Genomic DNA, 26,313 nt, shown 5'->3' with positions numbered 1-26,313 from the left:
CTGGTAACAGAGCCTTACAGGCGCATCTGAAAAACCTCCGGCTATGCCGGAGGATATTTTTTTTCAACATGTTGGCTTATTTTGCCTTACGCAATGATATTCAGCGTAACGTCGATGTTGCCGCGCGTGGCGTTGGAATAAGGGCAAACAATATGCGCAGCATCGACCAGTTTTTTGGCTTCAGCGGCGTCCATCCCCGGCAGGTGGATATTCAGTTTGGCTTCGATACCAAAACCGGTTGGCAAAGGTCCGATACCGACTTCACCTTCAATAAAGGCCTCTTTCGGCATGCTGATTTTGTCGCGACCGGCGACAAATTTCATCGCGCCAAGGAAGCAGGCGGAGTAGCCCGCAGCAAACAACTGTTCCGGGTTAGTCACTTCGCCGCCAGCGCCACCCATCTCTTTCGGTACGCCCAGTTTGACATCCAGTACGCCGTCGGAAGAGGTTGCGCGGCCATCACGGCCTCCGGTTGCTTTGGCTTTTGCAGTGTAAACAACTTTTTCTAAAGACATGACAGGTTCCTTATTATCTAGAGTGTTTGCTATAAAATAGTGCGCTATGTTGTTGCTGGAAATAAACTCCCTGTAAAGGGAGCTTATGCCCGTTGAAACTGTTGGCGAAGCCGTTCCAGTTGCTGCTTGATATCGGCAAGCGTTGCGCTATCACAAGCCATTGCACAGCCGATTGCTTCCGGAATCGACGTCGCTTGCTGCTGCAGGTCACGCCCGCTTTCGCTTAAGGTGATCACTACCTGGCGTTCATCCTGGCGCGAACGTTGGCGACGAATCAGCCCGGCGCTTTCCAGACGCTTCAGCAGCGGCGTCAGCGTGGCGGAGTCGAGAAACAGGCGCTCGCCGATTTCTGACACGGTAATGTCATCTTTCTCCCACAGCACCAGCATCACCAGATATTGCGGGTAGGTCAGATTCATCGGTGCCAGTAACTGCCGGTAGAGCTTATGCAGCGCCAGGTTTGTTGAGTACAGTGCAAAACAAAACTGGTTATCTAACGCGAGCTGCGCATTCGCGGTTGGAGTCGATGTTTTCTTCATGCGATTGAATATAGATAGTGTGCGATTTTATTGCAAGTTATTTTTATGCGAGCAGTTATAATGCATGAGAACGTGCCTGCCGTTTCAGCATTGTATTGGTGCTTCGCAAGCGGAAACGGGGTTTTTGCAAAAAGATGGGGAAGGTCTTCATGTTGCCGATCTAGTAAAAATGAACATTACTCACTGCATGTTTGATGAATCGCGCTTTTTTGGAAATTTAAAGAGATATCAAGGGATTATGCTACGCGTTTCGTAATAGCAATAAGTCTCTCTGCGTCAAAATTTGCCGCCACGGAATTCCACCTTCATTACTGGTGGATGATGACTGTGACGGCAGAAAACTAACCTTATACGCGGGGGCGTTTGCGGTAAATCCACAGCCCAGGAATCGACAGGCCGATAGAGAGTGCGCCGACAATCGACGATGCTTTCAGGAAATTCGTTAACAGCAAAATCATCAGCTCTTCGCTGTAGCCAAAATGGCCGATCTTGACCGCCGAAATCATCGCGGTATAGGCAGAAATCCCCGGAAACATAGGGATCACCGCCGCCACGGTAAAGACTTTCGGGTGCGCCAGGTACCAGCGTGACCAGTGAATACCAATTGAGCCGACCAGCATTGAGGCGGCAAAGGTCGACCATTCGATATTGAATCCCCACTGCACCATGGCGAAGCGCGAACCATGACCAATTGCGCCAAGCAGTGCGCACCAGGGCAGAGCGCGGTGCGGGACGTTAAATACCATGGCAAAGCCAACGGCAGGGATGGCCGCCAGTAACATATCCTGCGCCAGTGCCAGGATGAACAAAATCACACCCATCCGCGTAACCCCCACAATGTCATTGCCATTACCACACCGATACAGGTAGCAAGCGTTAATAAGCTGGCGATAGCCCAACGCGCAAGCCCCGTATTGATATGTCCTTTAAACATATCGGCAACCGAATTAATCAACGGAAAACCCGGTACTAAAAGCAAAACGCTGGCGGCCATGGCAACGGTTGATGATTGCAGAAAAGCGGGTAGCGTCAGCATTAAGCCGGAAACCGTGGTGGCGACAAAGGCGGTGATACAAAAGTTGATTTGTGGATGTAAGTGTTGACCCGCCAGAACCAGGCGGACGTACATCGCGACACTACTGGCGCAAAAAGTAATAAAAGCACCATCCCAGCCGCCATTATTGAGCTTGCAAAAACAGGCGCAAGAGAGACCCACCATCAACGTGACCAGCCAGCGCGGGTAACGTAAGGGTTTGACTTGAGCGAAGCGCTTCTCGACGTCTTTAGAATCCAATAACTTATGCTCAGCGAGGATGACAATATGCTGGACTTCCGTCACCACGTGCATATTGATGCCGTGATCGCTATTTTTGCGGGTCGATGTCAGGCACTTTCCGTCTTTAATCGTGGTAAGGACAATGGCATTGGAAGAAATCAAGCTTTCAACACTGTCCATGCCCAGCGCCAGTCCCAGACGCGTTGAAAGCTCCTCAACCAGCGCGCTCTCTGCGCCGTGCTGTAACAAAAAAAGGCCGCACTGAATGCACAGCCGCGTAATGGCCCGCTGTGATGACTGGTCTGTTTGCATGATTACCCTGGTATTGTTGCACCAACGCTCACGAAGGGTGGAGCGGAAAGCCTATTTTTAGCACAGGACAAGGGTTGGATGGCGCTAAGAAAGATCAAGAATTGTGCATTCAATCACGCTTGTTCGTGGTCAAAAGGAGATCTTATCGCATGTTAAGAATGAAGTAATAACGGAAAAGAAACAGCAGATTTTTTTCCGCTTAGCTGAGAATAATGATGAAGTTAGCGTTAATAAGATCTTATATCTTATTTAAGATGATTACTTTTCCCTTATCTCTATATGTGTCGACTATTTTAAATTTCTTATTTTATTATTAATAATGTATCGGATGTTTTAATGCGCATTGTGCAATGTTGACACGTTACTCGTGGATATTATAATTCAGTACATTATATTTATTGCCATTCATAAATTGTGCCAATTTTATGGTGGCTGCATCAAAAGGGTGTTGCTACCTTACGTAATATGAGTATTAACTGAGTAAATACTTATAAATAAGATTGATAGAACGCGCAAATGGAAGCGGAGGTTTTATGCTATCGAAAGACGGCAATCAGGGGATTATCATCAGCAAAACGCCGGTACTTAGGGTCGGGATTGGCGGCATTCTTGAGCGACATTTCCCAGAATATGCGCTCAATTATTATTCGTCAGTGGAAGAGGTTGCACCGGTTAAATTAAAATGTGCCAGATTGATAATCACTGATTTATCGGGGGAGCAGCGTTATGCAAGGAAAAGCTGCCAGCAATATTATTCACTGTTCTCTCAATGCGATAACGCGCGCTGGCTATTCTTCGTCTCGCGCAGCCTCTATCCTGTGGCCGCTGAGCTTCTTATGCAGCCCAAAACAACATTGCTGGCCGATGTGGAACCGATCGAGGGCGTCATTGACGCCATTCGTAATGGGCATAAAGATGTTGAGAATATTAGCCAAACCTTATTGACTTCAGGATGGCATAAACACAACGACAATTCTTTTTCGAACGCAATGTTAACGTTGTCTGAGCGTAAAGTGTTACGTCTCCTTGGAAAAGGGTGGGGGATTAATCAAATCGCCACACTGCTTAAAAAAAGTAATAAGACAGTCAGCGCGCAAAAGAATAGCGCAATGCGGCGATTATCACTACGTAGTAACGCAGATTTGTATACATGGATTAATAGTAGCCAGGGAATGAAACAGCTGGATTTTGGTACAGCGGACGGAGAACATAATGAATGGAAAATACCAGGAAGAAGGGAAATATTGCCATCATAGAAAAATGCATAATGAGCGGGGAGGGCCTACGACATTTATTTGATGAATCTGCTATTAATCAATATCGCTTTTATTTTTTTAAAGATCATTCGGCGTTTCGGCAGGCGCTGAAACAGACTTCGTTTTTTTCCGTCATCTATTCCCTTTTTGGTCAGCGGAAAGAGCGGCTGGAATGCCTGATGTGTCTGCATTTACTCTCCCTTTCTCATCCAGGAATGCAGCGCATAGTATTAGCGGGAGACAACCGTGAAGCGCGGCTGGTTGGGCATCTATCACCCTCACAGTTGCACGGAATATTGAGTAAATCATCGCCATTAGCTGTGCTACTGGAGGAGTTGGTCACGTTGTTTGGTGAGACGCGGCGTATTAACGAAAACATGATTAACCATTGGTATGTGAGCCAGTGTCGTATGCTCAGCCCGACAGAAAGGGAAATTTTGAACTACATGACGCGGGGTTTTTCTGTTGCCGAGATTGCATCGCAACTGGATCGTAATGTGAAAACTATTCGTGCGCATAAATTCAACGCGATGGCAAAGCTGGGAGTCACATCAGATGTCGGTTTGCTTGATGCGGCGGATATTCTGACATGGAAGCCGCCCTGCGCGCGCGCTGCGTCTGAGTTAATGTAAAAGGGGCTTTTGGGAACTGGCGCCAGGATATTCCTGGCGCTTTGTTACTCAGCTACAGACACACATCAATCCATTTCGCGCGAGTTAACTCCGCCATCCTGTCGGGAGAAATACGAATCGCGCTGTGAATCGCTCCCGCTGCCGGTAACACTTCCCGATAGCGTTTTAACGACACGTCACAATACACCTGTAACGGGTTTTCCAGACCAAACGGGCAGACACCACCGACTGGATGCCCGGTAATAGTGACGACCTCATCACTGCTTAGCATTCGGGCTTTCGCGCCAAAGGTATTTTTTAGTTTTTTGTTATCAAGGCGTGCATCACCTTTCGCGACGACCAATATCACTTCGTTTTTCACTTTTAACGACAGCGTCTTAGCGATTTGCCCGGGTTCGACATTATGCGCGGCGGCGGCCAGTGCCACAGTCGCTGTGCTTTGGTTAAGTTCAATAATATCAATGTCGGGGGCGTTATCGGCAAAGAACTGCCGCACGGACTGCAAGCTCATGATGTTCTCCAGCAAATGACCGCCATTAATCTGTCACAAGGCTGTTATGTGTGTAAATACGCGGGCCTAACAAACATCTTACTGCCAGATTCTCGATCCTCTTCACAATCGCGGAAACCGGTTACAGTAACCGGTTGCAGTGTTAACAAGCCGGGTTAATACTCATTTTGTCATTTCCCTCTGTCCATAAAATTAAAAAAGAGCCGTCTATGAAACCTACTCATCTTTGCTGTAATGCTGGTTCGAAAACCTGCATGGTTTCACGTCAAAAACATGGATCGCTGCACGGCAGAACGGTTGCTGATGCACTTACTTTGTTAGCCTGATAGGAGATCTACTATGTCTGCCAACCATGCTGCGTTTAATCTTATTTTCCGGTTTATAGAAAATTATGTCAGTCCGGTAGCCGGGCGCATCTCTTCCCAGCGTCATGTTATGGCGATTCGCGACGGTTTTATCTCCGCGATGCCGTTTATGATTGTGGGCTCATTCTTGCTTGTGTTTGCTTACCCTCCCTTTTCGCCAGACACAACCTGGGGTTTTGCCCGTACATGGCTGGACCTGGCGAAGCAGTATGAAGGGCGGATCCTCACGCCTTTTGATATGACGATGGGCATTATGTCTATCTATATCTGTGCGGCGATTGCTTACAACCTCGGTAAACATTATGTGAAGTCGCATCAGTTGGATCCGTTTATGTGCGCGATGCTGTCGCTGATGGCTTTTTTACTGGTTGCAGCGCCGAAAACCAGCGGCACATTGCCGGTGGATAGCCTGGGCGGTACCGGTATTTTCACGGCGATCCTCGTGGCTGTTTACTGTGTCGAAATGATGCGTTTTCTGAAAGCGCACAATATAGGTATCCGTTTGCCAGACCAGGTGCCACCGATGATCAAAAACTCTTTTGATTTGCTGATCCCGGTGCTGGTCGTGGTGCTGACGCTTTATCCGCTGAGCCTGCTCATTCAGACGCAGTTCAATATGTTAATCCCGCAAGCCATTATGGCGCTGTTCAAACCGCTGGTGGCAGCGGCGGACTCGCTGCCCGCGATTTTACTGGCGGTGATCATCGGTCATTTGCTGTGGTTTGCGGGTATCCATGGTGCGGCAATTGTTTCCGGGATGCTGCAGATGTTCTGGTTAACGAATCTCGGGCTTAACCAGAGCGCGCTGGCGCAAGGTGCGCCGTTACCGCATATCTTTATGGAAGCGTTCTGGACATTCTTTATTGTTATTGGCGGATCCGGGGCGACCATGGGGCTGGTGTTCTGCTACCTGCGTAGCCGCTCGGTGCATTTGCGTTCGATTGGGCGTTTGAGCGTGGTGCCCAGTTTGTTCAATATCAACGAGCCGGTTATTTTCGGTACTCCCATTGTAATGAACCCGGTGTTCTTTATCCCGTTCCTGTTGGCACCGACCATCAATGCGATTATTGCCTGGGCGGCAATGAAACTGGATCTGATTGGCCGCGTCATTTCCGTTGTCCCCTGGACAGCACCTGCACCGATTGGCGGTGCATGGGCGTTAGGTTGGGATTTCCGCGCCGCGATTCTTGTCGTGCTGCTGGCCTGTATTTCCGCAGTGATTTACTACCCGTTCTTCAAAGTGTATGAGAAACAGTTGCTGGAACAGGAAGCTGAAGAGGCACAACGCGCAGAGGAAGAGAAGCAGGTTGCGTGATGGTGTCGTATAAAAACGAAGAGGGCGATTTATCGCCCTCTGCTTATTTCAACGTACAATCACCGCACTGCTGAACATCCGGCAGGCGATACCGCTGGCAGCAAGTGCGACGCACCAGAGCGCCGTCGCGCAGAACAACTGTGCGCCACAATGGGTTATCACTGCCGTTAGCTAGCTGTTTTTCGAAAAAGCAAAGCTGGCGAAGCGCGGCGACACGTGTTTCTCCTAGCTGAGGGATCAGCTCTCCCAGGCACCAGTTGATCAAGTAGCCGGTATTGCTCCAGATAAGTTTACCGTTGATATCGCCGGTGGCTTCCAGCACCTGCACTACCGGGAGCATCGCCTGTGTCGTTAATGCACAAATTCGCTGCGCATCGTTGTATGAAGACAATTTATTATCCCGTTGCACATCAATCCAGAAACACGCGGCGCGGCCGGTTTCATGGAACTCGACATGAAAATGTTCCGGGGAGAGGTCAATGGCGCTCTTTTGCGTCAGCAACGTCAATAATAGTGGCGGCACCAGCAGCCCGAGATACCACTGTGCCCATAGCGACAGCAACGGTTTATTTTCACGCGGCTGCATCAACTGGTTGCGGTAAATATGATCGGAATAAGTGGCGATAAGCGATTGTAATGCTGCAGGACGCGACCACTCTGTCAGCGTCATTGCCGGGTACGGCGCGGGTTCATTCAGACGAATAAAATCGAGCAAATATTCACGGGTGCTGGCGATAGTTTCCCGCATGGCATTTGCCAGCGAGTCGCGCTCATCAGTGCGTCGGCTTCTCCAGATAAGGTTTTCGGTGCTCGATGCAGTGCGATAAGTCATAGCGCCAGCTGATATGGAATCAAAATGATAATGATTGCCAATCCTAGCTAGAGGTAAAATCGATAGCAACATTTTTATCGTAAAGTTAGTGCCGGCCACTACTTAAGCGACTTGCAGCTCTCCACTCACCAGAATGTTATTGCGACCTAAATGTTTGGCTTCATATAACGCTTTATCGGCGAGCGAAAGCGCTGCATCAATATCGTGATCGGTAAGTGGCGCAATCCCGATGCTGATAGTCACGTTCGTGGCAACGCTTTCGTTAAACATATGCGGGATTTTCAAATCGTAAACTTTCTGGCGGATACGCTCTGCGGTCAGACGGGCCTCTTCCAGGTCCACATTATTCAACAGAATCATGAACTCTTCGCCACCAAAGCGTGCGACGATATCACGGGAGCGCACGGCGTCGCGCAAGGCGGCGGAAACGCGGATAAGTGCCTGATCGCCCATCATATGGCCGTAGTGGTCGTTGTAGGCTTTGAAGTGATCAATATCAAGCAGCAGGACGAAACGCGAACTCTCATCGACGGTCAGCAAGTTATTGAGTTTGTGTTGCAAACCACGACGGTTATACAGGCCGGTTAATGGATCGAGCATGCTCAGATCGTTGAGCGTTTTGCGTTCTTGTATCAGGCGGTTCATCAGCGCAAGGGCAAAGCTGTCATTACGCTTTTGAATCGCATGTTGGATAGATATCCCGAGCACCGGCAACGCAAAAGTGTAAATAAGCCTGATTCCGCTTTCCCCTTCGTTCAGCCACAAACATGTGACAAACACAGGCAAAGAGTGCAGCAAAAACGCGACAATGTTATTTGAAAAAGCGATCGAGCCGATAAAGAGCACGCTTAGCAAGGCAATAAGCAAGTAGGTTGAGGCGTTGTCATTGAGCAACCTGACTTTGGTTATCACATGCCATGCCCACAGACAGCCAAAGATAAATGAGATGAATGTAATATTGATTTTTGCTTTTGGATAACAGCGCTGCCACGCTGGCAGCACAATGCTCGCAACAAAGATAGCGCATACGGGAAACGTGAAAGCGCGCTGATTGTAGAGCGGCAGAGCGATTGAGAACAAAGCTGAGATTGCGTTGAGCAGTAAAAAGAGTCGTAGGGACAATCGATATCTCTTATTACATAGAGATTGCCAGGTTTGTAATGTCATACCTAAAAATCGTTATTTATCCGCAATATACTACTGCGCTATGAGTCAAAGGGAAAAAGAAGTAACACAACGAAACTATCATTGTGAAAAATTAGTGATTTGGATTTAGATTTAAGCAGTGCTTAATTTATCACCTTACTGAATGGCTGTCATTAGATGATGAGTAATCTTCATACGACCGCATGACTGCAGGCTGACAATTGAGAAAAGATATCATATGATATTGGTTATCATTATCAGTTTGAGAGATAAAACCATGTTGCAGCGGGCGCTGGGAAGTGGTTGGGGAATTGTTGTGTCTGGAGTGGTTGTCGCTGCCCTGATGCTGGCGGATCTATCTGTCAATGCGTGGCGAGTAGTGATTGTTCTGGGGCTATTACTGACACCCGTTATGCTTTACCACAAGCGTTTACGTCACTTTATTTTATTACCTTCAGGCGTTGCACTGGTTGGCGCAATGACGTTGATGCTGTTGAATCTAAAGATGATGATGTAACAGGGGAGATATACAAGGAAGGAATAAGATATCTGGTGCGAGGGGGGGGACTTGAACCCCCACGTCCGTAAGGACACTAACACCTGAAGCTAGCGCGTCTACCAATTCCGCCACCTTCGCACAGTCATCTTACTTTTTGATATCGCCTCGTTGGTGCGAGGGGGGGGACTTGAACCCCCACGTCCGTAAGAACACTAACACCTGAAGCTAGCGCGTCTACCAATTCCGCCACCTTCGCACAGTGCAAGCGATATCAACGTGATTTATGGTGCGAGGGGGGGGACTTGAACCCCCACGTCCGTAAGGACACTAACACCTGAAGCTAGCGCGTCTACCAATTCCGCCACCTTCGCATACCATCGATACTGTTGAAGTATCGTTACCACGGAGGCGCATTCTAGATGTTTTCAACTTTTCGTCAATAGTTAATTGCACAGACTGAGGCTGAACGCTGTAAAAATGGGCGCGGCGTGGTGAGGTGGTGAAATTTGCCCGATGGGTGATTCCACCGGGCCTGCGGGTTACTTTAACGCCTGGCGCGTCATCACCGTACGGTACACTTTGAATCGGCCTGTCTGCGCAATGACTTCATGGAAACCAAACGTTTGATCCAGAATATCCGGGTAAGGTAGGAAGGCGTTCGCAACAATTCGCAGCTCGCCGCCGCTGTTCAGATGGCGCACCGCTCCGCGAATCAACGTTTGCGCGGCTTCCTGGCTGGTTTGCAAACCGTCATGGAATGGCGGATTGGAGATGATCATGTCAAAGCGGCCCGTCACTTCTGAGAAGACATTGCTGGCGAAAACGTCACCTTCAAAACCGTTCGCCGCAAGCGTTGCGCGGCTGGCTTCAACCGCCGGGGCGGAAACATCGCACAGCGTCAGGCGCACTTTTGGCGAATGGCTTGCCAGTACCGTTGCGAGCACACCCGCGCCACAACCCACATCCAACACTTTCCCTTTGGTGTGCGGCGTTAAGGTCGACAACAGGAGCTGGCTACCGACGTCCAGGCCGTCACGGCTAAACACACCCGGTAAGGTCTTGATCGTCAGATTATCCAGCGTGTATTCGCCCCAGAAACCATTCGGATCGAACGTCGGTTGCCTCTCCAGACGACCGTGATACAACCCACAGCGACGCGCGCTGTCGACTTTATTCAGCGGGCAATACTCTGCCAGCATCTGTTCGGCACTGCGCACACCGCTACGGTTTTCACCCACCACGAAAATGTCAGTGCCTACTGGCAGCAGCGACAGCAGGTTCATCAACTGAAACAGGGCTTCCGGTTTATTTTTCGGCCAGTAATAAATAAGCGTGTCGCTGTCGCCGACTGTCTCGCTATCGGCCACTAGGCTATAACGGGCATGTTCACCCATCTGCTGGCTTAAGGTCTGCCATTGATGGAATTGTTGCGTCCAGGCACGGCTTTCAGCGGTGTCCAGGCGAGCGGGCAGGTCATCCTGCAAATCGCCGGCAAATAAAATACGGCTTGGTTCGAAATCGTCACTGTGGCGCAGCAAGACTTCACTTGCCGGGGTATAAGCAGACATGAATGGTTCCTCTTTAAATTCAGGCGGCGATTATACACGTTATCCTTCAAACTGCCTCTTTGTTGGCTGCGTGTTGATGGCGCAATTTCGTCGAGTTTGTTATATTTGCGCGCCTGATACAGGAGTGTTTCACGATGACTTCCCGACGCGACTGGCAATTACAACAACTGGGCATTACCCAGTGGACCTTGCGACGCCCGGCGGCGCTGCAGGGGGAAATTGCTATTTCGCTGCCCGCGCATATCCGGTTGGTGATGGTTTCGCCGACATTGCCGACGCTGAGCGATCCGTTGGTCAGCGACGTGCTGCGCGCGCTAACCGTGACAGACGATCAAGTCCTCCCGTTGACGCCCGATCGCGTCGCCATGCTACCGCCCGAAAGCCAGTGCAACAGTTGGTGGTTGGGTGTTGAAGCGCAGCAGGCGCTGGCGGGCGCTCAGGTTGCGACGCCGACGGTTGATGAGCTACGCACAAACCCTGCGGCTCGCGCCGCTTTATGGCAACAAATCTGCGAACATGAACACGATTTCTTCCCTCAGCACGGCTGATTTAGCCCGCGCATACCAAATAGAAACACAGGCGCATGCTTTCCCCTGGAGCGAAAAAACGCTGGCCAGCAATCAGGGCGAACGCTATCTCAACTACCGGTTGATGGTTGGAAATGAAATGGCCGCATTTGCCATTACCCAGGTCGTGCTCGACGAAGCCACGCTGTTTAACATCGCCGTTGATCCGGCCTGGCAGCGTAAAGGGCTGGGGCGTCAGTTGCTGGAACATCTGATTCGCGAACTGGAAGTGCGCGATGTGCTGACGCTATGGCTGGAAGTTCGCGCCTCTAACAGTGGTGCTATCGCACTGTACGAAAGTTTAGGATTTAACGAAGCGACGATTCGCCGTAACTATTACCCCACTGCCAACGGGCGTGAAGACGCGATAGTAATGGCTTTAGCAATTTAAAAAGGTGATGTAATGAAATGGGACTGGATACTCTTTGATGCCGACGAAACGCTGTTTACCTTTGATGCGTTTGGCGGCTTACAACGGATGTTTCTTGACTATAGCGTGACATTCACCGATCAGGATTTTGCAGAATATCAATCGGTTAACAAACCGCTGTGGGTGGATTACCAAAATGGTGCCATTAGCGCATTGCAGTTGCAGACGCAGCGCTTTCAGAGCTGGTCTGAACGTCTGAATGTCCCCGCCGGTTCGCTTAACGACGCGTTTTTGAATGCGATGGCTGAAATCTGCGCGCCACTGCCAGGCGCTGTATCATTACTGAATAGCCTCAAAGGCAAAGCGAAGCTCGGCATCATCACCAACGGTTTCACCGCCTTGCAGCAAATTCGCCTGGAACGCACCGGCCTTCGCGACTATTTTGATGTATTAGTGATTTCCGAAGAAGTCGGTGTGGCGAAGCCCGATGCGAAGATTTTTGATTACGCGCTGCAAAAAGCGGGTAACCCGGATCGCGACCGCGTGCTGATGGTTGGTGATACGGCGGAATCCGACATCCTGGGCGGCATTAACGCTGGGCTTTCGACCTGCTGGTTGAATGCGCACGATCGCACGCTGCCAGAAGGCATCAACCCGACCTGGACCGTCTCGTCCTTGAACGAACTGGAGCAACTCCTGTGTAAACATTGATTGTCTGCACTCCGCCGTTGAGTACAATAGCCGCATTTTTCGTATTTCATCGCGAGGCCTGAGGCCGCGCAATTACACAGAAGATTTCATTATGACGTTGTCTCCTTATTTACAAGAGGTAGCGAAGCGCCGCACGTTCGCTATTATCTCGCACCCCGATGCCGGTAAAACGACCATCACGGAAAAGGTACTGCTGTTCGGACAGGCGATTCAGACCGCCGGTACGGTAAAAGGCCGCGGCTCCAGCCAGCATGCAAAATCCGACTGGATGGAGATGGAAAAGCAGCGTGGTATCTCTATTACCACCTCCGTGATGCAGTTCCCGTATAAAACCAGTCTGGTCAATCTGCTGGATACCCCGGGGCACGAAGACTTCTCCGAAGATACCTACCGCACACTGACGGCGGTGGACTGCTGCCTGATGGTTATCGATGCGGCAAAAGGGGTTGAAGACCGGACCCGCAAGCTGATGGAAGTTACCCGTCTGCGCGATACGCCGATCCTGACCTTTATGAACAAACTTGACCGTGACATCCGCGATCCGATGGAGCTGCTGGATGAAGTGGAAAACGAGCTGAAGATCGCCTGTGCGCCGATTACCTGGCCGATTGGCTGCGGTAAGTTGTTCAAGGGCGTTTACCATCTCTATAAAGATGAAACCTACCTGTACCAAACAGGCCAGGGGCACACCATTCAGGAAGTGCGCATCGTTAAAGGGCTGAATAACCCGGATCTGGATAAAGCCGTGGGTGAAGACCTGGCGAAACAGCTGCGCGATGAGCTGGAACTGGTGCAGGGCGCATCGAACGAGTTCGATAAAGAGCTGTTCCTGAGCGGCGAAATCACGCCGGTGTTCTTTGGCACCGCGCTGGGTAACTTTGGCGTCGACCACATGCTGGATGGTCTGGTGGAATGGGCGCCTGCGCCAATGCCGCGTAAAACAGACACCCGCGTAGTAAAAGCGGATGATGACAAATTCACCGGTTTTGTCTTTAAAATTCAGGCCAACATGGACCCGAAACACCGCGACCGCGTGGCGTTTATGCGTGTGGTTTCCGGGCGTTATGAGAAGGGCATGAAGCTGCGCCAGGTGCGCATCGGCAAAGATGTGGTTATCTCTGACGCGCTGACCTTTATGGCCGGCGATCGTTCTCATGTAGAAGAAGCCTACCCGGGTGACATTATTGGTCTGCATAACCACGGGACGATTCAGATCGGCGACACCTTCACCCAGGGCGAGATGATGAAGTTCACCGGTATTCCGAACTTCGCACCGGAGCTGTTCCGCCGCATCCGCCTGCGTGACCCACTGAAGCAGAAACAGCTACTCAAAGGCCTGGTTCAGCTTTCAGAAGAGGGCGCGGTTCAGGTGTTCCGCCCCATCGCCAACAACGATCTGATTGTCGGCGCAGTGGGCGTACTGCAGTTTGACGTGGTGGTTTCCCGTCTGAAGAGCGAATACAACGTGGAAGCGGTGTATGAGTCTGTCAACGTGGCGACTGCACGCTGGGTTGAAAGTGCTGACGTGAAGAAATTCGAGGAATTCAAACGTAAGAACGAAATGCAGCTGGCGCTTGATGGCGGTGACAACCTGACCTATATCGCCCCAACGATGGTAAACCTGAACCTGACGCAGGAACGCTATCCGGAAGTGACTTTCCACAAAACTCGCGAGCATTAATCCTTCTACAGAGCACGGTTTACGCCGTGCTCTGCCACTTCTCCTGTCTTATTAGCCCCTTGCGGATTGTTCTTAAAACCCGTCATTTCGCCTCCATTTGTTCGTTTTTTGCCCACTCAGCCATGATTTTTGTCGATTGTGATCTATATTTAACAAAGTGATGACAAATCGCGTGGGTAAAAGTCCTGTTCAATGCGTGAATTATAGCCTTTTATTCAATGATTTCTTCACTAAGTAATATTAAAAACTGCTTTGGCGCGATGTGCAGCGGGATTGTAAACGCGTCATCAAGGGCAGAATTGGGTGGTTTTCACCACAGCAGTAGAGTGGCACACGTTGCTGCTTGTAGCCCAAATTGTGGGCAAACCAACAGGAAGAACATCGATGACTATGAAAAAACTGACTATTTCCAAGACTCTGCTGGCCGTGATGTTGGGTTCTGTTCTGGCAAGTGGTTCCGCATTCGCTGCGGAGACGACTACCGACAAAGCGCAAAATGCTGCTTCTAGCGCAGGGGAATCAATCGATAGCTCAATGAATAAAGTCGGTGGTTTCATGGATGACAGCACCATCACCGCGAAAGTAAAAGCGGCGCTGGTGGATCATGAAAACATTAAAAGCACTGATATTTCTGTAAAAACAGACAAAAAAGTCGTCACGCTGAGCGGCTTTGTTGAAAGCCAGGCGCAGGCCGAACAAGCCGTCTCTGTGGCCAAAGGTGTCGAAGGCGTGGCTTCTGTGAGCGATAAGCTGCACGTGCGTGACGGCAAAAACAAGACCATGAAAGGTTATGCGGGTGATACCGCAACAACCAGTGAAATCAAAGCAAAACTGCTGGCCGACGATGTTGTCCCTTCCCGTAAGGTGAAGGTTGAAACCACCGATGGCGTGGTGCAGTTGTCCGGTACCGTAGATTCACAGGCACAAAGTGAACGCGCTGAAAGTATCGCCAAAGCAATCGAAGGCGTGAAAAGCGTGAAAAACGATCTCAAAGTGAAGTAACTAATCCTGAAAACGTCACTACCCGGTTAAAACCGGGTATGACAAGCACGTACCAGGAAAACATCGCCGGTGGGCATCCTGAGCGCCCACCTTAAGCGGTTGAAATTAACTATGGTAAAGGAGAGTTTTATGTTTCGTTGGGGCATTATATTTCTGGTTATCGCGTTAATTGCCGCCGCACTGGGCTTTGGTGGTCTTGCGGGTACGGCAGCAGGGGCCGCGAAAATTGTCTTTATCGTCGGTATTATCCTGTTCCTCGTCAGCCTGTTTATGGGCCGTCGGCGTCCATAGCGTATTACACGCTTAAATTTCGGTTACATTAAAGCCAGTCCTCGTGACTGGCTTTGCTGTTTCAGCTGCGGGAAAAGTGCGCTACTTTGAGATATTCAGCGCATCAATAAGGAAAGCAGAGTGGGCCAGCATATTCCCGTTACGCTCGGCAACATCGCACCGCTGGCGTTAAAACCTTTTCGTCCGGGCCGGCTCGCACTCGTATGCGAAGGCGGTGGACAGCGGGGCATTTTTACCGCCGGAGTTCTGGACGAGTTTATGCGTGCGGAATTTAATCCTTTCGATCTCTATTTCGGTAGCTCTGCCGGTGCGCAAAATCTTTCCGCTTATGTCTGCAATCAACCAGGCTACGCACGCAAAGTGATAATGCGCTATACCACTTCGCGGGAATTTTTCAATCCGGTGCGCTTTGTGCGCGGCGGCAACCTTATCGATCTCGACTGGCTGGTAGAATCGACCTCAAGCCAGATGCCGCTGGCGATGGACTATGCCGCGCGGGCTTTCGATGCGGGCAAAGAATTTTATATGTGCGCCTGTCGGCAGGATGATTACTCTCCGGCCTATTTTTCCCCCACTCACCAGACATGGCTCGATTTGATTCGCGCTTCCAGCGCGATTCCGGGTTTTTATCGGCCGGGGGTGGCGCTGGAGGGCATTAATTATCTGGACGGTGGCGTCAGTGATGCCATTCCGGTGCAGGAGGCGGCAAAACGTGGTGCGAACACGATCGTGGTGATCCGCACCGTACCGTCGCAAATGTACTACACGCCGCAGTGGTTCAAACGAATGGAACGCTGGCTGGGAGAGAGCAGCCTTCAATCCTTAATCAATCTGGTGCAGCACCATGAGAAAAGTTACCTGGCAATCCAACGCTTCATTGAAACGCCGCCGGGTAAATTGCGTATCTTTGAAATATACCCGCCGAAGTTATTGAACAGCATGGCGCTGGGTAGCCGTTTACCGGCGTTGCGCGATGATTATAGAATCGGGCGTTTGTGTGGGCGCTATTTCCTGGCGACGGTGGGCAAATTGCTGGCGGAAACGCCGCCGCTGGTGCGCCACGCACCGATTATCACGCCTGCAACGCGTGTTGTTCCTCCGGCTGCGGTGGCCAACGATGCGCTGGATACGCCGTTGGTCAGCACTGTGCAGGCCAACGATTTACCTATCAATAAAGAGGATACGGCGTGAGTTTCCGCTTTATCGATACCCACTGTCATTTCGATTTCCCGCCGTTTACCGGCGATGAGGCTGAGAGTATCGCCCGTGCGGGCGATGCAGGCGTAGAGCGCATTATTGTGCCGGCCATTGCGGCCCGTTATTTTGAGCGCGTTTGCCACTTAGCACACCAGCATACCGCGCTCTATGCCGCGCTAGGGCTACACCCGATTGTGATTGAAGAGCACTGCGACGAAAGCCTGCAACAGCTTGAACAGATGCTTGCGGCAAAGCCCGAGAAAGTAGTGGCGATAGGGGAAATTGGTCTTGATCTTTACCGCGACGATCCGCAGTTTGAGCGCCAACAGCAGGTGCTGGACGCGCAGTTAAAACTGGCAAAACGCTTTGATTTGCCGGTGATCCTCCATTCACGCCGTACGCATGACAAGCTGGCCATGCATTTGAAAAAACATGATTTACCACGCCGTGGCGTGGTGCATGGTTTCGCCGGCAGCCTGCAGCAGGCGCAGCGCTTTATTGAACTGGGCTATTGCATCGGCGTGGGCGGCACCATTACCTACCCGCGCGCCAGTAAAACCCGTGATGTGATGACACAGTTGCCGCTTTCCGCATTGCTGCTGGAAACGGATGCGCCAGACATGCCGCTCAATGGTTTTCAAGGGCAGCCCAATCGGCCTGAACGGGCCGCGCAGGTGTTCGACACCTTGTGCGAATTGCGCCCGGAAGCGCCGGATATCATTGCACAGGCGCTGCTGGAAAATACGCAGCGGCTCTTCTTTGCCCTACAGATATAGCGCCGGGCGCAGCACGGTTTTCACGCCCCGTTCCTCTAGCGCCAGTGCGAGCGGTTCCACATCCTCTGGCGTGGCGCTGCGCCATGTTTGCGCCTCACCGTAAACGCCATGGGCATGAAAGGCGTTTAGCCGCACCGGCACCTCGCCGAGTTCATGAATAAAGGCTGCCAGCGCATCGATATGCGCCAGATAATCGCTCTGTTGCGGGATCACCAGCAGGCGTAGCTCCGCTAATCTTTTTTCTGCCGCCAGTAACCGCACGCTGGCTTTCACCTGCCTATTATCCCGCCCGGTAAGAAAACGGTGCCGCTCATTGCCCCAGGCTTTGAGATCGATCATCGCGCCGTCGCAGACCGGTAACAGTTTGTGCCAACCGGTTTCGCTGAGCAGGCCGTTGCTGTCGACCAGGCAATTCAAATGGCGCAGTTGTGCGTCGCGGCGCAGCGCGGAGAACAACGCATGCAGGAAGGGCAGTTGCAGCGTCGCTTCGCCGCCGCTGACGGTGATGCCTTCAATAAACAGGGCAACTTTGCGAATCTGCGCCACAAGGTTTTCCACACTCATTTGCTGCGCCATCGGCGTGGCTTGCTGCGGGCACATCCGCAGGCACGTGTCGCACTGCTCACAAAGCGCAGCGTTCCATTGTACTTTTCCCCCACTGAACGAGAGCGCTTGTTGCGAGCAGCCCGATACGCAGCCGCCGCAGTGGTTGCAGCGACCGATGGTCCACGGGTTATGGCAGCTTTTACAGCGCATATTGCAGCCCTGTAAAAACAGCGCCAGGCGGCTGCCTGGCCCATCCACACACGAGAAAGGGATGATTTTACTGACGAAAGCGCATCTGCTGTTCATGGCTGACCACGCGGGGTTGTCGCTCCAGAATATGCGTGTTACGCGCCGCCTCTTCACCCAACCAGGTGGTATTGATGCGTGAGCCTGCGGCACGGAATTTCTTGAGATCTGACAGGCGCACCATATAACCGGTGACGCGAACCAGATCGTTTCCCGCCACGTTGGCAGTGAATTCGCGCATGCCAGCTTTAAACGCGCCAAGGCAGAGTTGCACCACCGCTTGCGGGTTACGTTTCACCGTTTCATCGAGGGTCAAAATGTCGCTGATCCCGGCGTGATACCAAGCGTGATGCGGCGCGACGGTGAGCAGATGGGTAATCGGATCCGGTTCATCGCCATAAGGCAGACGCGCGCCTGGCGTGGTATCGGTATCGGAGCTGATACCCGACTGCGCATGGAGCATGGCCCGCTGTCGCCAGCCGTGTTTTACCGGCGTATTTACCACATAGTTCGCCAGTTGTTCACTGATGCGGTAACCGAGTGCGTTGGCCTGTTCATCTTTGCCGTAACGCGCAGTGAGCCCGGCTTTGTCGCAAAGCGTATTGACCGCTTCGGCCAGCCCATACATGCCGAACATGGGCACAAAACGATCGGCAGAAATCAAGCCTTCCTGCACCAGAAAGCTATGCTCAAAGAAACCGGATTGTTGATACAGAAAATCGCAGCGGGCATCAATAATTGCCATTTGCTGCTGGCAATAGTGTGGCAACTGATGAGTGAAAAAATCCTCCAGCGATGTGCTACGTTCAGCAATTACTTTCAGATTGAGGCGTACCAGCGTACTGCCGCCGCCGCCAAGCGGCAGAGAGTTGTAGCAGCTCACAATGCCATAGCCGCCTTTTGTGAAAATATTATCATGCACGGGGCCGTTAGCGATGTGCGGTTTACTGCATTCGCAGATATTTTTCACCACCTCCAGCAGCAGATCATCTGGCGTAATATCCGGGTCATAGATAAAGGTTAAGTTTGGCGCAACCTGCTTCAGCTCGGTATCCGCACGCAAAATGGCACGCGTAATGGGGGTGTCGAATGGGCCAATATTGGCATGCATAAAGGCATCCGGCAGCGTCCTGTCGAGATAGCGCCAAAAACGTTTTATGCGGCTATCGATTTCCTGTTGTGTTAGAATTCTAACATATGGTTGTAGCAGGGCATCAAGCTGGCCGAGATAAACAGGCATTGATGTCACTGATGGAACATGGTGGTAGAGGATCGTCAGTAAAGAGAGTGCGTCATCAAGATCCTCCGCCCCTTCCAGCTCCAGCCATGCGGAACCGTTAGCGAGAAATTTGGCGTAATCCGGCAGTACATAACGCGGTTTGTAGGGGGCGTGGCCTTCAAACATATCGCAGATGGCGCCCTCATCAAGTGCCGCGCGGGCCGCTTGTGACAACGCCGGATAGGGCAGGGCGTTTTCCGCTTCCAGCGCCAGGAAATGGCGCTTTTGTTCTGGCGTGAGCGTTGGGCTGGTAACAATTTGCTGGCAGCGTGACAGCAATGAGGGATCAACAGACGGGGACATCATCGTTCCTCTTATTTCCTTGAGAGATGGGGATGAGTGTACGGAGCCTGCTGTTTGTCGCTTTTGATCCCGTCCACTGTCAGCACAATCATTACTGATGTGAATTTAAAAGTTTGATCAATGTCCCATTATGGTTTTGCAAACGTGAATTTGGTTTTCATTAACTGTGATGGATGTCGAAGTGTGAAAGTGGGTTGATGTTAAAATACTAACAAACCCGAACAGAAAACCGGCATTATGCCGTCGGAGAGACTATGAGTGATTTAACGGCAAGCAGCCTGCGTGCGCTGAAATTGATGGACCTGACCACCCTGAATGATGATGACACCAACGAGAAAGTCATCGCCCTGTGTCATCAGGCAAAAACCCCGGTGGGCAACACCGCCGCCATCTGTATCTACCCGCGTTTTATCCCGATTGCGCGCAAAACCCTGAACGCGCAAGGTACACCGGATGTGCGTATCGCAACAGTGACCAACTTCCCGCATGGTAACGACGATATCGACATCGCGCTGGCCGAAACGCGTGCTGCCATTGCTTACGGCGCGGATGAAGTTGATGTGGTGTTCCCGTACCGCGCGTTGATCGCCGGTAACGAGCAGGTGGGTTTTGATCTGGTGAAAGCCTGTAAAGAGGCTTGCGCGGCGGCGAACGTGCTGCTGAAAGTAATCATTGAAACCGGTGAGCTGAAAACGGAAGCGCTGATCCGTAAAGCCTCTGAAATCGCCATTAAAGCCGGCGCAGATTTTATCAAAACCTCAACCGGCAAAGTGCCAGTAAACGCAACCCCGGAAAGCGCGCGTATCATGCTGGAAGTGATTCGCGATATGGGCGTTGAGAAAACCGTCGGTTTCAAACCGGCAGGTGGCGTACGTAGCGCGGAAGATGCGCAGCAGTACCTGGCGATTGCCGATGACCTGTTTGGTGCCGATTGGGCCGATGCCCGTCATTACCGTTTTGGCGCCTCCAGCCTGCTGGCAAGCCTGCTGAAAGCGTTGGGCCACGGCGACGGTAAGAGCGCAAGCAGCTATTAATTTGTCATTGCCGGGCGGTGCATCGCTGCCCGGTGTCAATGGATTTTCCGGCTTTATTCCTCAGGGGGTTACCTTGTTTCTCGCTCAAGAAATTATTCGAAAAAAACGCGATGGTCTCGCGCTGAGTTATGAAGAAATCCGTTTCTTTATCAACGGAATACGCGATAACACCGTCTCTGAAGGGCAGATTGCAGCCCTGGCAATGACCATTTTTTTCCACGATATGACGATGCCGGAGCGCGTTTCGCTGACCATGGCGATGCGAGATTCGGGCACCGTTCTGGACTGGAAACCGCTCGATCTTAACGGCCCGGTGGTGGATAAACACTCGACCGGCGGCGTGGGCGATGTCACCTCATTGATGCTCGGCCCGATGGTGGCAGCCTGCGGCGGGTATATTCCGATGATTTCCGGGCGCGGTCTTGGCCATACTGGCGGCACACTCGACAAACTGGAGGCGATCCCGGGGTTTGATATCTTCCCGGAAGATAACCGCTTTCGCGAGATTATTAAGGATGTCGGTGTGGCGATTATCGGCCAGACCAATTCGCTGGCTCCAGCGGATAAACGTTTCTACGCCACGCGCGATATCACCGCGACGGTGGACTCCATTCCGCTAATTACGGCATCCATCCTCGCCAAAAAACTGGCGGAAGGCCTCGATGCGCTGGTAATGGATGTCAAGGTGGGCAGCGGTGCATTTATGCCGACTTACGCCCTTTCTGAACAACTGGCAGAAGCGATTGTTGGTGTTGCCAACGGCGCCGGCGTGCGAACTACCGCACTGCTGACCGATATGAACCAGGTACTGGCTTCTAGTGCGGGTAACGCGGTGGAAGTGCGTGAAGCGGTGCAGTTCCTGACCGGTGAATACCGCAATCCGCGCTTGTTTGACGTCACCATGGCGCTGTGCGTGGAGATGTTGATTTCCGGCAAACTGGCGAAAGATAACGCCGAAGCGCGGGCGAAGCTGCAAGCGGTGCTGGATAACGGTAAAGCGGCAGAGGTCTTTGGGCGCATGGTTGCGGCACAAAAAGGGCCGAGCGATTTCGTGGAAAACTACACGAAATACCTGCCAACGGCGACGCTCAGCAAAGCTGTATATGCCGATGATGAAGGGTTTATCACGGCGATGGATACTCGCGCGCTGGGCATGGCGGTCGTTTCGATGGGCGGCGGCCGTCGCCAGGCGTCGGACAATATTGATTACAGCGTGGGCTTTACCGATATGGTGCGTCTGGGTGAACGCGTTGATGGTCAGCGCCCGCTGGCGGTGATCCACGCCAAAGACGAAGCCAGCTGGCAAGAGGCTGCGCAGGCGGTGAAAGCGGCCATTGCTATGGGCGACAGCGCACCAAAAGAGACACCGACGGTCTATCGCCGCATTACTGAATAGCGGTATACTGATCTGATCGCTTTTTTACAAAGCACAAGGTACGGAGAACATATGAAACGTGCATTTATTATGGTGCTGGACTCTTTCGGCATCGGTGCGACCGAAGACGCGGAGCGCTTTGGTGACGTGGGTTCCGATACCCTCGGTCACATCGCTGAAGTTTGCGCGAAAGGTGAAGCCGACACCGGGCGCAAAGGCCCGCTGAATTTACCCAATCTGACCCGTCTGGGGCTGGCGAAAGCGCACGAAGGCGCAACAGGTTTTATTCCTGCCGGGATGGACGCCAACGCGGAAATCACCGGTGCTTATGCGTGGGCGCATGAACTCTCTTCCGGGAAAGATACGCCGTCAGGCCACTGGGAAATCGCCGGTGTGCCGGTGCTGTTCGACTGGGGTTACTTTAGCGACACCGAAAACAGCTTCCCGCAGGAACTGCTGGATAAGCTGGTGAAACGCGCTAATCTGCCAGGTTACCTTGGCAACTGTCACTCTTCCGGTACGGTGATTCTTGACCAGCTCGGCGAAGAGCACATGAAAACCGGCAAGCCGATTTTCTACACCTCTGCAGACTCGGTGTTCCAGATTGCGTGCCACGAAGAGACTTTTGGTCTGGATAAGCTGTATGAGCTGTGCGAAATTGCGCGTGAAGAGCTGACCGAAGGTGGCTACAACATTGGCCGCGTGATTGCGCGCCCGTTTGTTGGCGATAAAGCGGGTAACTTCCAGCGTACCGGTAACCGCCATGATCTGGCCGTTGAACCGCCGTCAGCTACCGTGCTGCAAAAACTGGTCGAAGAGAAAGATGGCCACGTGGTTTCGGTCGGTAAAATTGCCGATATCTATGCCAACTGCGGCATCACCAAAAAAGTGAAAGCCACCGGCCTGGATGCGCTGTTTGACGCCACCATCAAAGAGATGAAAGAAGCCGGTGATAAGACAATCGTCTTTACCAACTTCGTCGATTTTGACTCATCATGGGGCCATCGTCGCGATGTAGCCGGTTATGCTGGCGGTCTGGAGCTTTTTGATCGCCGTTTGCCGGAGTTGATGGAATTAGTCGGCGAAGACGACATTCTGATCCTTACTGCCGATCACGGCTGTGATCCAACCTGGAAAGGCACTGACCACACTCGCGAGCACATTCCGGTGCTGGTTTACGGCCCGAAAGTGAAACCGGGCTCGCTGGGGCACCGTGACACCTTTGCGGATATTGGGCAGACGATTGCGAAGTACTTCGGCGTCTCTGATATGGAATATGGCAAGGCCATGTTCTGATGATTTTGGGCGGGTGATTCCCGCCCTTTCTGTTTCAACGACAACGACATAAAGGAATTGACGATGGCTACCCCACATATTAATGCAGAAATGGGCGATTTCGCTGACGTAGTGTTGATGCCGGGCGATCCGCTGCGTGCAAAACATATTGCGGAAACTTTCCTCGAAGACTACCGCGAAGTGAACAACGTGCGCGGCATGCTGGGTTACACCGGTACTTATAAAGGCCGCAAAATTTCTGTTATGGGTCACGGCATGGGAATCCCGTCGTGCTCCATCTATACCAAAGAGCTGATCACCGATTTCGGCGTGAAAAAAATCATTCGTGTCGGCTCCTGCGGCGCGGTACGTATGGATGTGCAACTGCGTGACATCGTTATTGGCATGGGTGCCTGCACCGATTCCAAAGTGAACCGTATGCGTTTTAAAGATCACGATTTCGCGGCAATTGCGGATTTCGACATGGTGCGTAACGCGGTTGATGCGGCAAAAGCGCTGGGCGTAGACGCGCGCGTGGGCAACCTGTTCTCTGCCGATCTGTTCTACTCTCCGGACGGCGAAATGTTCGACGTGATGGAAAAATACGGCATCCTGGGCGTGGAAATGGAAGCGGCGGGTATTTATGGCGTTGCGGCGGAGTTCGGTGCGAAAGCGCTGACAATCTGCACCGTTTCTGACCATATCCGTACGCACGAACAGACCACTGCCGCTGAGCGTCAAACCACGTTCAACGACATGATCAAAATTGCGCTGGAATCTGTCCTGCTGGGCGATAAAGCGTAAGTTGCTTTTCTAAGGGCAGGTTCTCTGCCCTTTTTTATCTATTCACTTCAATCTATCAATACGCATCATTTCTATTTTTTCCATGCGATTCATAAAGTAGTGCAGATGATTTACTCAAGCCTCTAGTCACGAATCTATTCATGATGCGCATATCAACGAATGATTACCCCATAATGCGCCTGACATGTGCGATAAACGGGCACAGGTGAAACGGATAGTACATGGGCTGGTGTAATGGCCATTCAGGCCTGATAAGCATGGCGTCATCAGGCTATTAAGGTCTAGCGCACCGCGCTGGCAATCCATGCGGAAAGCTCGCGCAGCTCTTGTTCCTGTTCCGGAAAATCGACTAATAGAGCATCACACTCCTGCGCCAGCATATCCGCGCGATAGAGGCAGCCCTGTAAACGTGCGGCCAGCGCTTCTAACGGCGCGGGGTTCAGGCTATCGGTAAACACTTGCGTGCGGGTGATATGCCCTTTTTCCACGTCAAAATGCAGCTCCACGCCGCCCCAGGTAAAGCGCTCATCAAGCAAATGGCTGAATGCTGGTGCCTGGCCGAAGTTCCACTCCCAGCTGCTTTGGCGGGCAAAGGTTTCGGCGAAATTGGGCAGATCCGGGGTTTTATCTGGCGAGATAACCTCAGCCGTAACCCGCTCGCCATAGTGGGCGAAGAAGGCTTCGGTGACCGCGTCGCAGATTTGCTGATGGGTAATGCCCGGCAGTAAATCCACCAGATTCGCCACGCGACCGCGCACCGAAGTAATCCCTTTGGCTTGTAGCTTTTTCTTGTCCGGATTGAGGTAATTAGCCAGGCGGCTGAGATCGGCATTTAACAGCAACGTGCCATGATGGAAGCCGCGATCTTTGGTTTCCCGGTAGGCTGAACCAGACACTTTGCGATCGCCTTCCGCCGTTTTCACCACCAGGTCGTTGCGCCCGGAGGCTTCCGCTGTCACGCCAAGCGAATTCAATGCATTAAGTACAATCGCCGTGGAGATGGTTTTGTCGTACTCCGGCTTTCCGGCCATAAAGGTGAAACAAGTATTGCCAAGGTCATGGAATACCGCGCCGCCACCGCTGCTACGCCTTGCCAGCCGCACGTTATCTTCTTCCATGCGACGGGTATTGCACTCTTTCCATGGGTTTTGCGCCCGCCCAATGACCACCGTATCCGCGTTGCGCCATAAGAACAGTACGCGTTGCGTGGCAGGCATCTGGCGGAAAATGCACTCTTCAACCGCCAGGTTGAACCAGGGATCGTACGAGTCAGAGATAAGCAGACGAAGCGTCGACATAGCAGATTTCCTTTCTGTAACCTGTAGTTTTTACCGGTAGCGGCCTGAGCTACGCTTTCCTGTCGTGCTCTTCTTCTTCCGGTACGGATTTATTGGCCGTCAGCAAAAACGGCGATTGCTGCCAGCGGGTGCGTTTGCCTTGCAACAGGGTGCGCGTCAGCACCACGCCAATGGCCAGCGACAGCAGCAACATCAAGCGCAAAATATTGGTGGTGTTATCCACCTGTTTGGCTTCTGTCGCCAGCGTGTGCGTATCCAGCGTCAGCCGCAGGTAGCCCAGCGGGCCGCTCTTTCCTTGAATCGGCTCAACAATTTGCTGGTTGAAATAACCGCCTGCTTTTTTACCGTCCAGCGCCAGCCGGTCACGCACATCAATACTTTCACCGGAGCGCGCGATCAGATCACCTTGCGCATCGTACACCCCTGCGTCCAGAATGCGGCTCTCTTCGGTAAGCTGGCGCAGCACGACGTTGATACGTTTTTCGTCCGGGGTTTCTGTGCGCATCAGCGGCGTGAGATTCAGCGTTACCTGGCGCGCCAGTGTTCTCGCCAGTTCTTCAAACTGCGGATTGCGCTGGCGCTGATGGTTTTGGCTGAACCAGGACGCACCCTGCATCAGCGCCACCAGCAGTGCCAGACAGATGAGGACGATAACGGCGCGATGCAGCCGAAATTTAAGTTTTGCGCGAGCCATATTCCACCTGTTGAAAATTTGAGGCTTAATGTTGCCAGAAGCGCTGGTTACAAGGTAGCCTCATGCGTTATTTTCCCCTCCGATGCTTTCTGGCGCGAA

At 52.1% G+C, this 26,313-nt stretch carries 28 protein-coding genes and 3 tRNA genes; 16 read left to right on the top strand and 15 right to left on the bottom strand.

All coding sequences use genetic code 11. The features are described from left to right. Window positions 1-86 precede the first annotated feature (86 nt). The 4 genes from E0L21_RS07835 to E0L21_RS07820 all read right to left on the bottom strand — a co-directional run bounded on the left by E0L21_RS07835 (window position 87) and on the right by E0L21_RS07820 (window position 2,642). On the bottom strand, window positions 87-515 hold the full coding sequence (locus E0L21_RS07835) for an organic hydroperoxide resistance protein (protein ID WP_086870353.1): 429 nt from the start codon (window positions 513-515) through the stop codon (window positions 87-89). An 83-nt stretch (window positions 516-598) separates the two neighbouring features. Next, on the bottom strand, window positions 599-1,054 hold the full coding sequence (locus E0L21_RS07830; protein ID WP_020456447.1) for a MarR family winged helix-turn-helix transcriptional regulator: 456 nt from the start codon (window positions 1,052-1,054) through the stop codon (window positions 599-601). 347 nt (window positions 1,055-1,401) lie between these two features. Further along, window positions 1,402-1,875, bottom strand: a complete 474-nt coding sequence (locus tag E0L21_RS07825) for a threonine/serine exporter (protein ID WP_131408264.1) — start codon at window positions 1,873-1,875, stop codon at window positions 1,402-1,404. After that, complete coding sequence (locus E0L21_RS07820; RefSeq protein WP_131408262.1) at window positions 1,866-2,642, bottom strand: threonine/serine exporter family protein; 777 nt, start codon at window positions 2,640-2,642, stop codon at window positions 1,866-1,868. Before E0L21_RS07820 ends, E0L21_RS07825 begins: the two co-directional genes overlap by 10 nt. Before the next feature lie 533 nt (window positions 2,643-3,175). On the opposite strand from E0L21_RS07820, the gene E0L21_RS07815 reads away from it, so the two are divergent. Both E0L21_RS07815 and bglJ read left to right on the top strand, forming a co-directional pair. After that, window positions 3,176-3,898: a LuxR C-terminal-related transcriptional regulator gene (locus E0L21_RS07815; RefSeq protein ID WP_131408260.1), complete on the top strand. Its 723-nt coding sequence runs from the start codon at window positions 3,176-3,178 to the stop codon at window positions 3,896-3,898. Window positions 3,899-3,909: 11 nt separating this feature from the next. Continuing rightward, window positions 3,910-4,530 (top strand): DNA-binding transcriptional activator BglJ, encoded by a 621-nt coding sequence (bglJ, locus tag E0L21_RS07810; protein ID WP_131408274.1) that lies wholly within the window; start codon window positions 3,910-3,912, stop codon window positions 4,528-4,530. 52 nt (window positions 4,531-4,582) lie between these two features. Here the strand turns inward: bglJ and E0L21_RS07805 are convergent, their stop codons facing one another. Next, on the bottom strand, window positions 4,583-5,041 hold the full coding sequence (locus tag E0L21_RS07805) for a YbaK/EbsC family protein (protein ID WP_131408258.1): 459 nt from the start codon (window positions 5,039-5,041) through the stop codon (window positions 4,583-4,585). Between the two features lie 339 nt (window positions 5,042-5,380). On the opposite strand from E0L21_RS07805, the gene E0L21_RS07800 reads away from it, so the two are divergent. Further along, window positions 5,381-6,721, top strand: coding sequence for a PTS sugar transporter subunit IIC (locus E0L21_RS07800; protein WP_131408256.1), 1,341 nt, complete (start codon window positions 5,381-5,383; stop codon window positions 6,719-6,721). A 43-nt stretch (window positions 6,722-6,764) separates the two neighbouring features. Here E0L21_RS07800 and fhuF read toward each other — a convergent pair whose 3' ends face one another. Both fhuF and E0L21_RS07790 read right to left on the bottom strand, forming a co-directional pair. After that, window positions 6,765-7,553, bottom strand: coding sequence for a siderophore-iron reductase FhuF (gene fhuF, locus E0L21_RS07795; RefSeq protein ID WP_131408253.1), 789 nt, complete (start codon window positions 7,551-7,553; stop codon window positions 6,765-6,767). 102 nt (window positions 7,554-7,655) lie between these two features. Continuing rightward, window positions 7,656-8,720, bottom strand: coding sequence for a GGDEF domain-containing protein (locus E0L21_RS07790; protein WP_131408251.1), 1,065 nt, complete (start codon window positions 8,718-8,720; stop codon window positions 7,656-7,658). Between the two features lie 217 nt (window positions 8,721-8,937). Here E0L21_RS07790 and E0L21_RS07785 point away from each other — a divergent pair, with 217 nt between their 5' ends. Then, the gene (locus tag E0L21_RS07785) at window positions 8,938-9,216 is read left to right on the top strand and encodes a DUF1435 domain-containing protein (protein WP_131408249.1); all 279 of its coding nucleotides are present in this window, start codon (window positions 8,938-8,940) and stop codon (window positions 9,214-9,216) included. A 33-nt stretch (window positions 9,217-9,249) separates the two neighbouring features. Here E0L21_RS07785 and E0L21_RS07780 read toward each other — a convergent pair. The 4 genes from E0L21_RS07780 to rsmC form a co-directional block, all read right to left on the bottom strand. Further along, window positions 9,250-9,336, bottom strand: a tRNA-Leu gene (locus tag E0L21_RS07780). A 31-nt stretch (window positions 9,337-9,367) separates the two neighbouring features. Then, window positions 9,368-9,454 (bottom strand) — tRNA-Leu (locus E0L21_RS07775). Between the two features lie 28 nt (window positions 9,455-9,482). Then, window positions 9,483-9,569: transfer RNA gene (locus E0L21_RS07770), tRNA-Leu, on the bottom strand. Between the two features lie 168 nt (window positions 9,570-9,737). Further along, window positions 9,738-10,766: a 16S rRNA (guanine(1207)-N(2))-methyltransferase RsmC gene (gene rsmC / locus E0L21_RS07765; RefSeq protein ID WP_131408247.1), complete on the bottom strand. Its 1,029-nt coding sequence runs from the start codon at window positions 10,764-10,766 to the stop codon at window positions 9,738-9,740. A 134-nt stretch (window positions 10,767-10,900) separates the two neighbouring features. Between rsmC and E0L21_RS07760 the strand changes: the two genes are divergently transcribed. The 8 genes from E0L21_RS07760 (at window position 10,901) to E0L21_RS07725 (ending at window position 17,360) form a co-directional block, all read left to right on the top strand. Continuing rightward, window positions 10,901-11,314, top strand: a complete 414-nt coding sequence (locus tag E0L21_RS07760) for a DNA polymerase III subunit psi (protein ID WP_131408245.1) — start codon at window positions 10,901-10,903, stop codon at window positions 11,312-11,314. After that, complete coding sequence (gene rimI, locus E0L21_RS07755) at window positions 11,283-11,723, top strand: ribosomal protein S18-alanine N-acetyltransferase (RefSeq protein ID WP_131408243.1); 441 nt, start codon at window positions 11,283-11,285, stop codon at window positions 11,721-11,723. The genes E0L21_RS07760 and rimI overlap by 32 nt, the downstream gene beginning before the upstream one ends. Before the next feature lie 12 nt (window positions 11,724-11,735). Continuing rightward, window positions 11,736-12,413 (top strand): pyrimidine 5'-nucleotidase, encoded by a 678-nt coding sequence (gene yjjG / locus E0L21_RS07750; protein ID WP_131408241.1) that lies wholly within the window; start codon window positions 11,736-11,738, stop codon window positions 12,411-12,413. A 91-nt stretch (window positions 12,414-12,504) separates the two neighbouring features. Continuing rightward, the gene (prfC, locus tag E0L21_RS07745) at window positions 12,505-14,094 is read left to right on the top strand and encodes a peptide chain release factor 3 (RefSeq protein WP_131408239.1); all 1,590 of its coding nucleotides are present in this window, start codon (window positions 12,505-12,507) and stop codon (window positions 14,092-14,094) included. A gap of 384 nt (window positions 14,095-14,478) precedes the next feature. After that, window positions 14,479-15,096: a molecular chaperone OsmY gene (gene osmY, locus E0L21_RS07740; RefSeq protein WP_131408236.1), complete on the top strand. Its 618-nt coding sequence runs from the start codon at window positions 14,479-14,481 to the stop codon at window positions 15,094-15,096. Between the two features lie 129 nt (window positions 15,097-15,225). After that, window positions 15,226-15,387, top strand: a complete 162-nt coding sequence (locus E0L21_RS07735; protein WP_007373037.1) for a DUF1328 domain-containing protein — start codon at window positions 15,226-15,228, stop codon at window positions 15,385-15,387. A 120-nt stretch (window positions 15,388-15,507) separates the two neighbouring features. Further along, on the top strand, window positions 15,508-16,578 hold the full coding sequence (locus E0L21_RS07730) for a patatin-like phospholipase family protein (RefSeq protein WP_131408234.1): 1,071 nt from the start codon (window positions 15,508-15,510) through the stop codon (window positions 16,576-16,578). Further along, window positions 16,575-17,360, top strand: a complete 786-nt coding sequence (locus tag E0L21_RS07725; protein WP_131408232.1) for a TatD family hydrolase — start codon at window positions 16,575-16,577, stop codon at window positions 17,358-17,360. The genes E0L21_RS07730 and E0L21_RS07725 overlap by 4 nt, the downstream gene beginning before the upstream one ends. Here E0L21_RS07725 and E0L21_RS07720 read toward each other — a convergent pair. Next, window positions 17,349-18,212, bottom strand: a complete 864-nt coding sequence (locus E0L21_RS07720) for a YjjW family glycine radical enzyme activase (RefSeq protein WP_131408230.1) — start codon at window positions 18,210-18,212, stop codon at window positions 17,349-17,351. The genes E0L21_RS07725 and E0L21_RS07720 overlap by 12 nt on opposite strands. Beyond that, window positions 18,184-19,734, bottom strand: coding sequence for a YjjI family glycine radical enzyme (locus E0L21_RS07715; protein WP_131408272.1), 1,551 nt, complete (start codon window positions 19,732-19,734; stop codon window positions 18,184-18,186). Before E0L21_RS07715 ends, E0L21_RS07720 begins: the two co-directional genes overlap by 29 nt. A gap of 254 nt (window positions 19,735-19,988) precedes the next feature. Here E0L21_RS07715 and deoC point away from each other — a divergent pair, with 254 nt between their 5' ends. From deoC to deoD, 4 genes are all read left to right on the top strand, one after another. Next, window positions 19,989-20,768, top strand: a complete 780-nt coding sequence (gene deoC, locus E0L21_RS07710) for a deoxyribose-phosphate aldolase (protein WP_131408228.1) — start codon at window positions 19,989-19,991, stop codon at window positions 20,766-20,768. A gap of 73 nt (window positions 20,769-20,841) precedes the next feature. Then, a complete protein-coding gene (deoA, locus tag E0L21_RS07705) occupies window positions 20,842-22,164 on the top strand; it encodes a thymidine phosphorylase (RefSeq protein WP_131408226.1) in 1,323 nt (440 codons plus the stop codon). A 51-nt stretch (window positions 22,165-22,215) separates the two neighbouring features. Continuing rightward, a complete protein-coding gene (gene deoB / locus E0L21_RS07700) occupies window positions 22,216-23,439 on the top strand; it encodes a phosphopentomutase (RefSeq protein ID WP_131408224.1) in 1,224 nt (407 codons plus the stop codon). A 63-nt stretch (window positions 23,440-23,502) separates the two neighbouring features. After that, on the top strand, window positions 23,503-24,222 hold the full coding sequence (gene deoD, locus E0L21_RS07695; protein ID WP_131408222.1) for a purine-nucleoside phosphorylase: 720 nt from the start codon (window positions 23,503-23,505) through the stop codon (window positions 24,220-24,222). A 281-nt stretch (window positions 24,223-24,503) separates the two neighbouring features. Here deoD and lplA read toward each other — a convergent pair whose 3' ends face one another. Together lplA and E0L21_RS07685 are read right to left on the bottom strand one after the other, a co-directional pair. Beyond that, a complete protein-coding gene (lplA, locus tag E0L21_RS07690; RefSeq protein WP_131408220.1) occupies window positions 24,504-25,520 on the bottom strand; it encodes a lipoate--protein ligase LplA in 1,017 nt (338 codons plus the stop codon). A 49-nt stretch (window positions 25,521-25,569) separates the two neighbouring features. Further along, window positions 25,570-26,214: a YtjB family periplasmic protein gene (locus E0L21_RS07685; RefSeq protein ID WP_131408218.1), complete on the bottom strand. Its 645-nt coding sequence runs from the start codon at window positions 26,212-26,214 to the stop codon at window positions 25,570-25,572. Between the last annotated feature and the right edge of the window lie 99 nt (window positions 26,215-26,313).

Source organism: Kosakonia quasisacchari (assembly GCF_004331415.1).
Taxonomy (GTDB): domain Bacteria; phylum Pseudomonadota; class Gammaproteobacteria; order Enterobacterales; family Enterobacteriaceae; genus Kosakonia; species Kosakonia quasisacchari.
The sequence above is the reverse complement of the archived record's forward strand: the minus strand, read 5'-3'. Positions and strand labels throughout refer to the sequence as shown.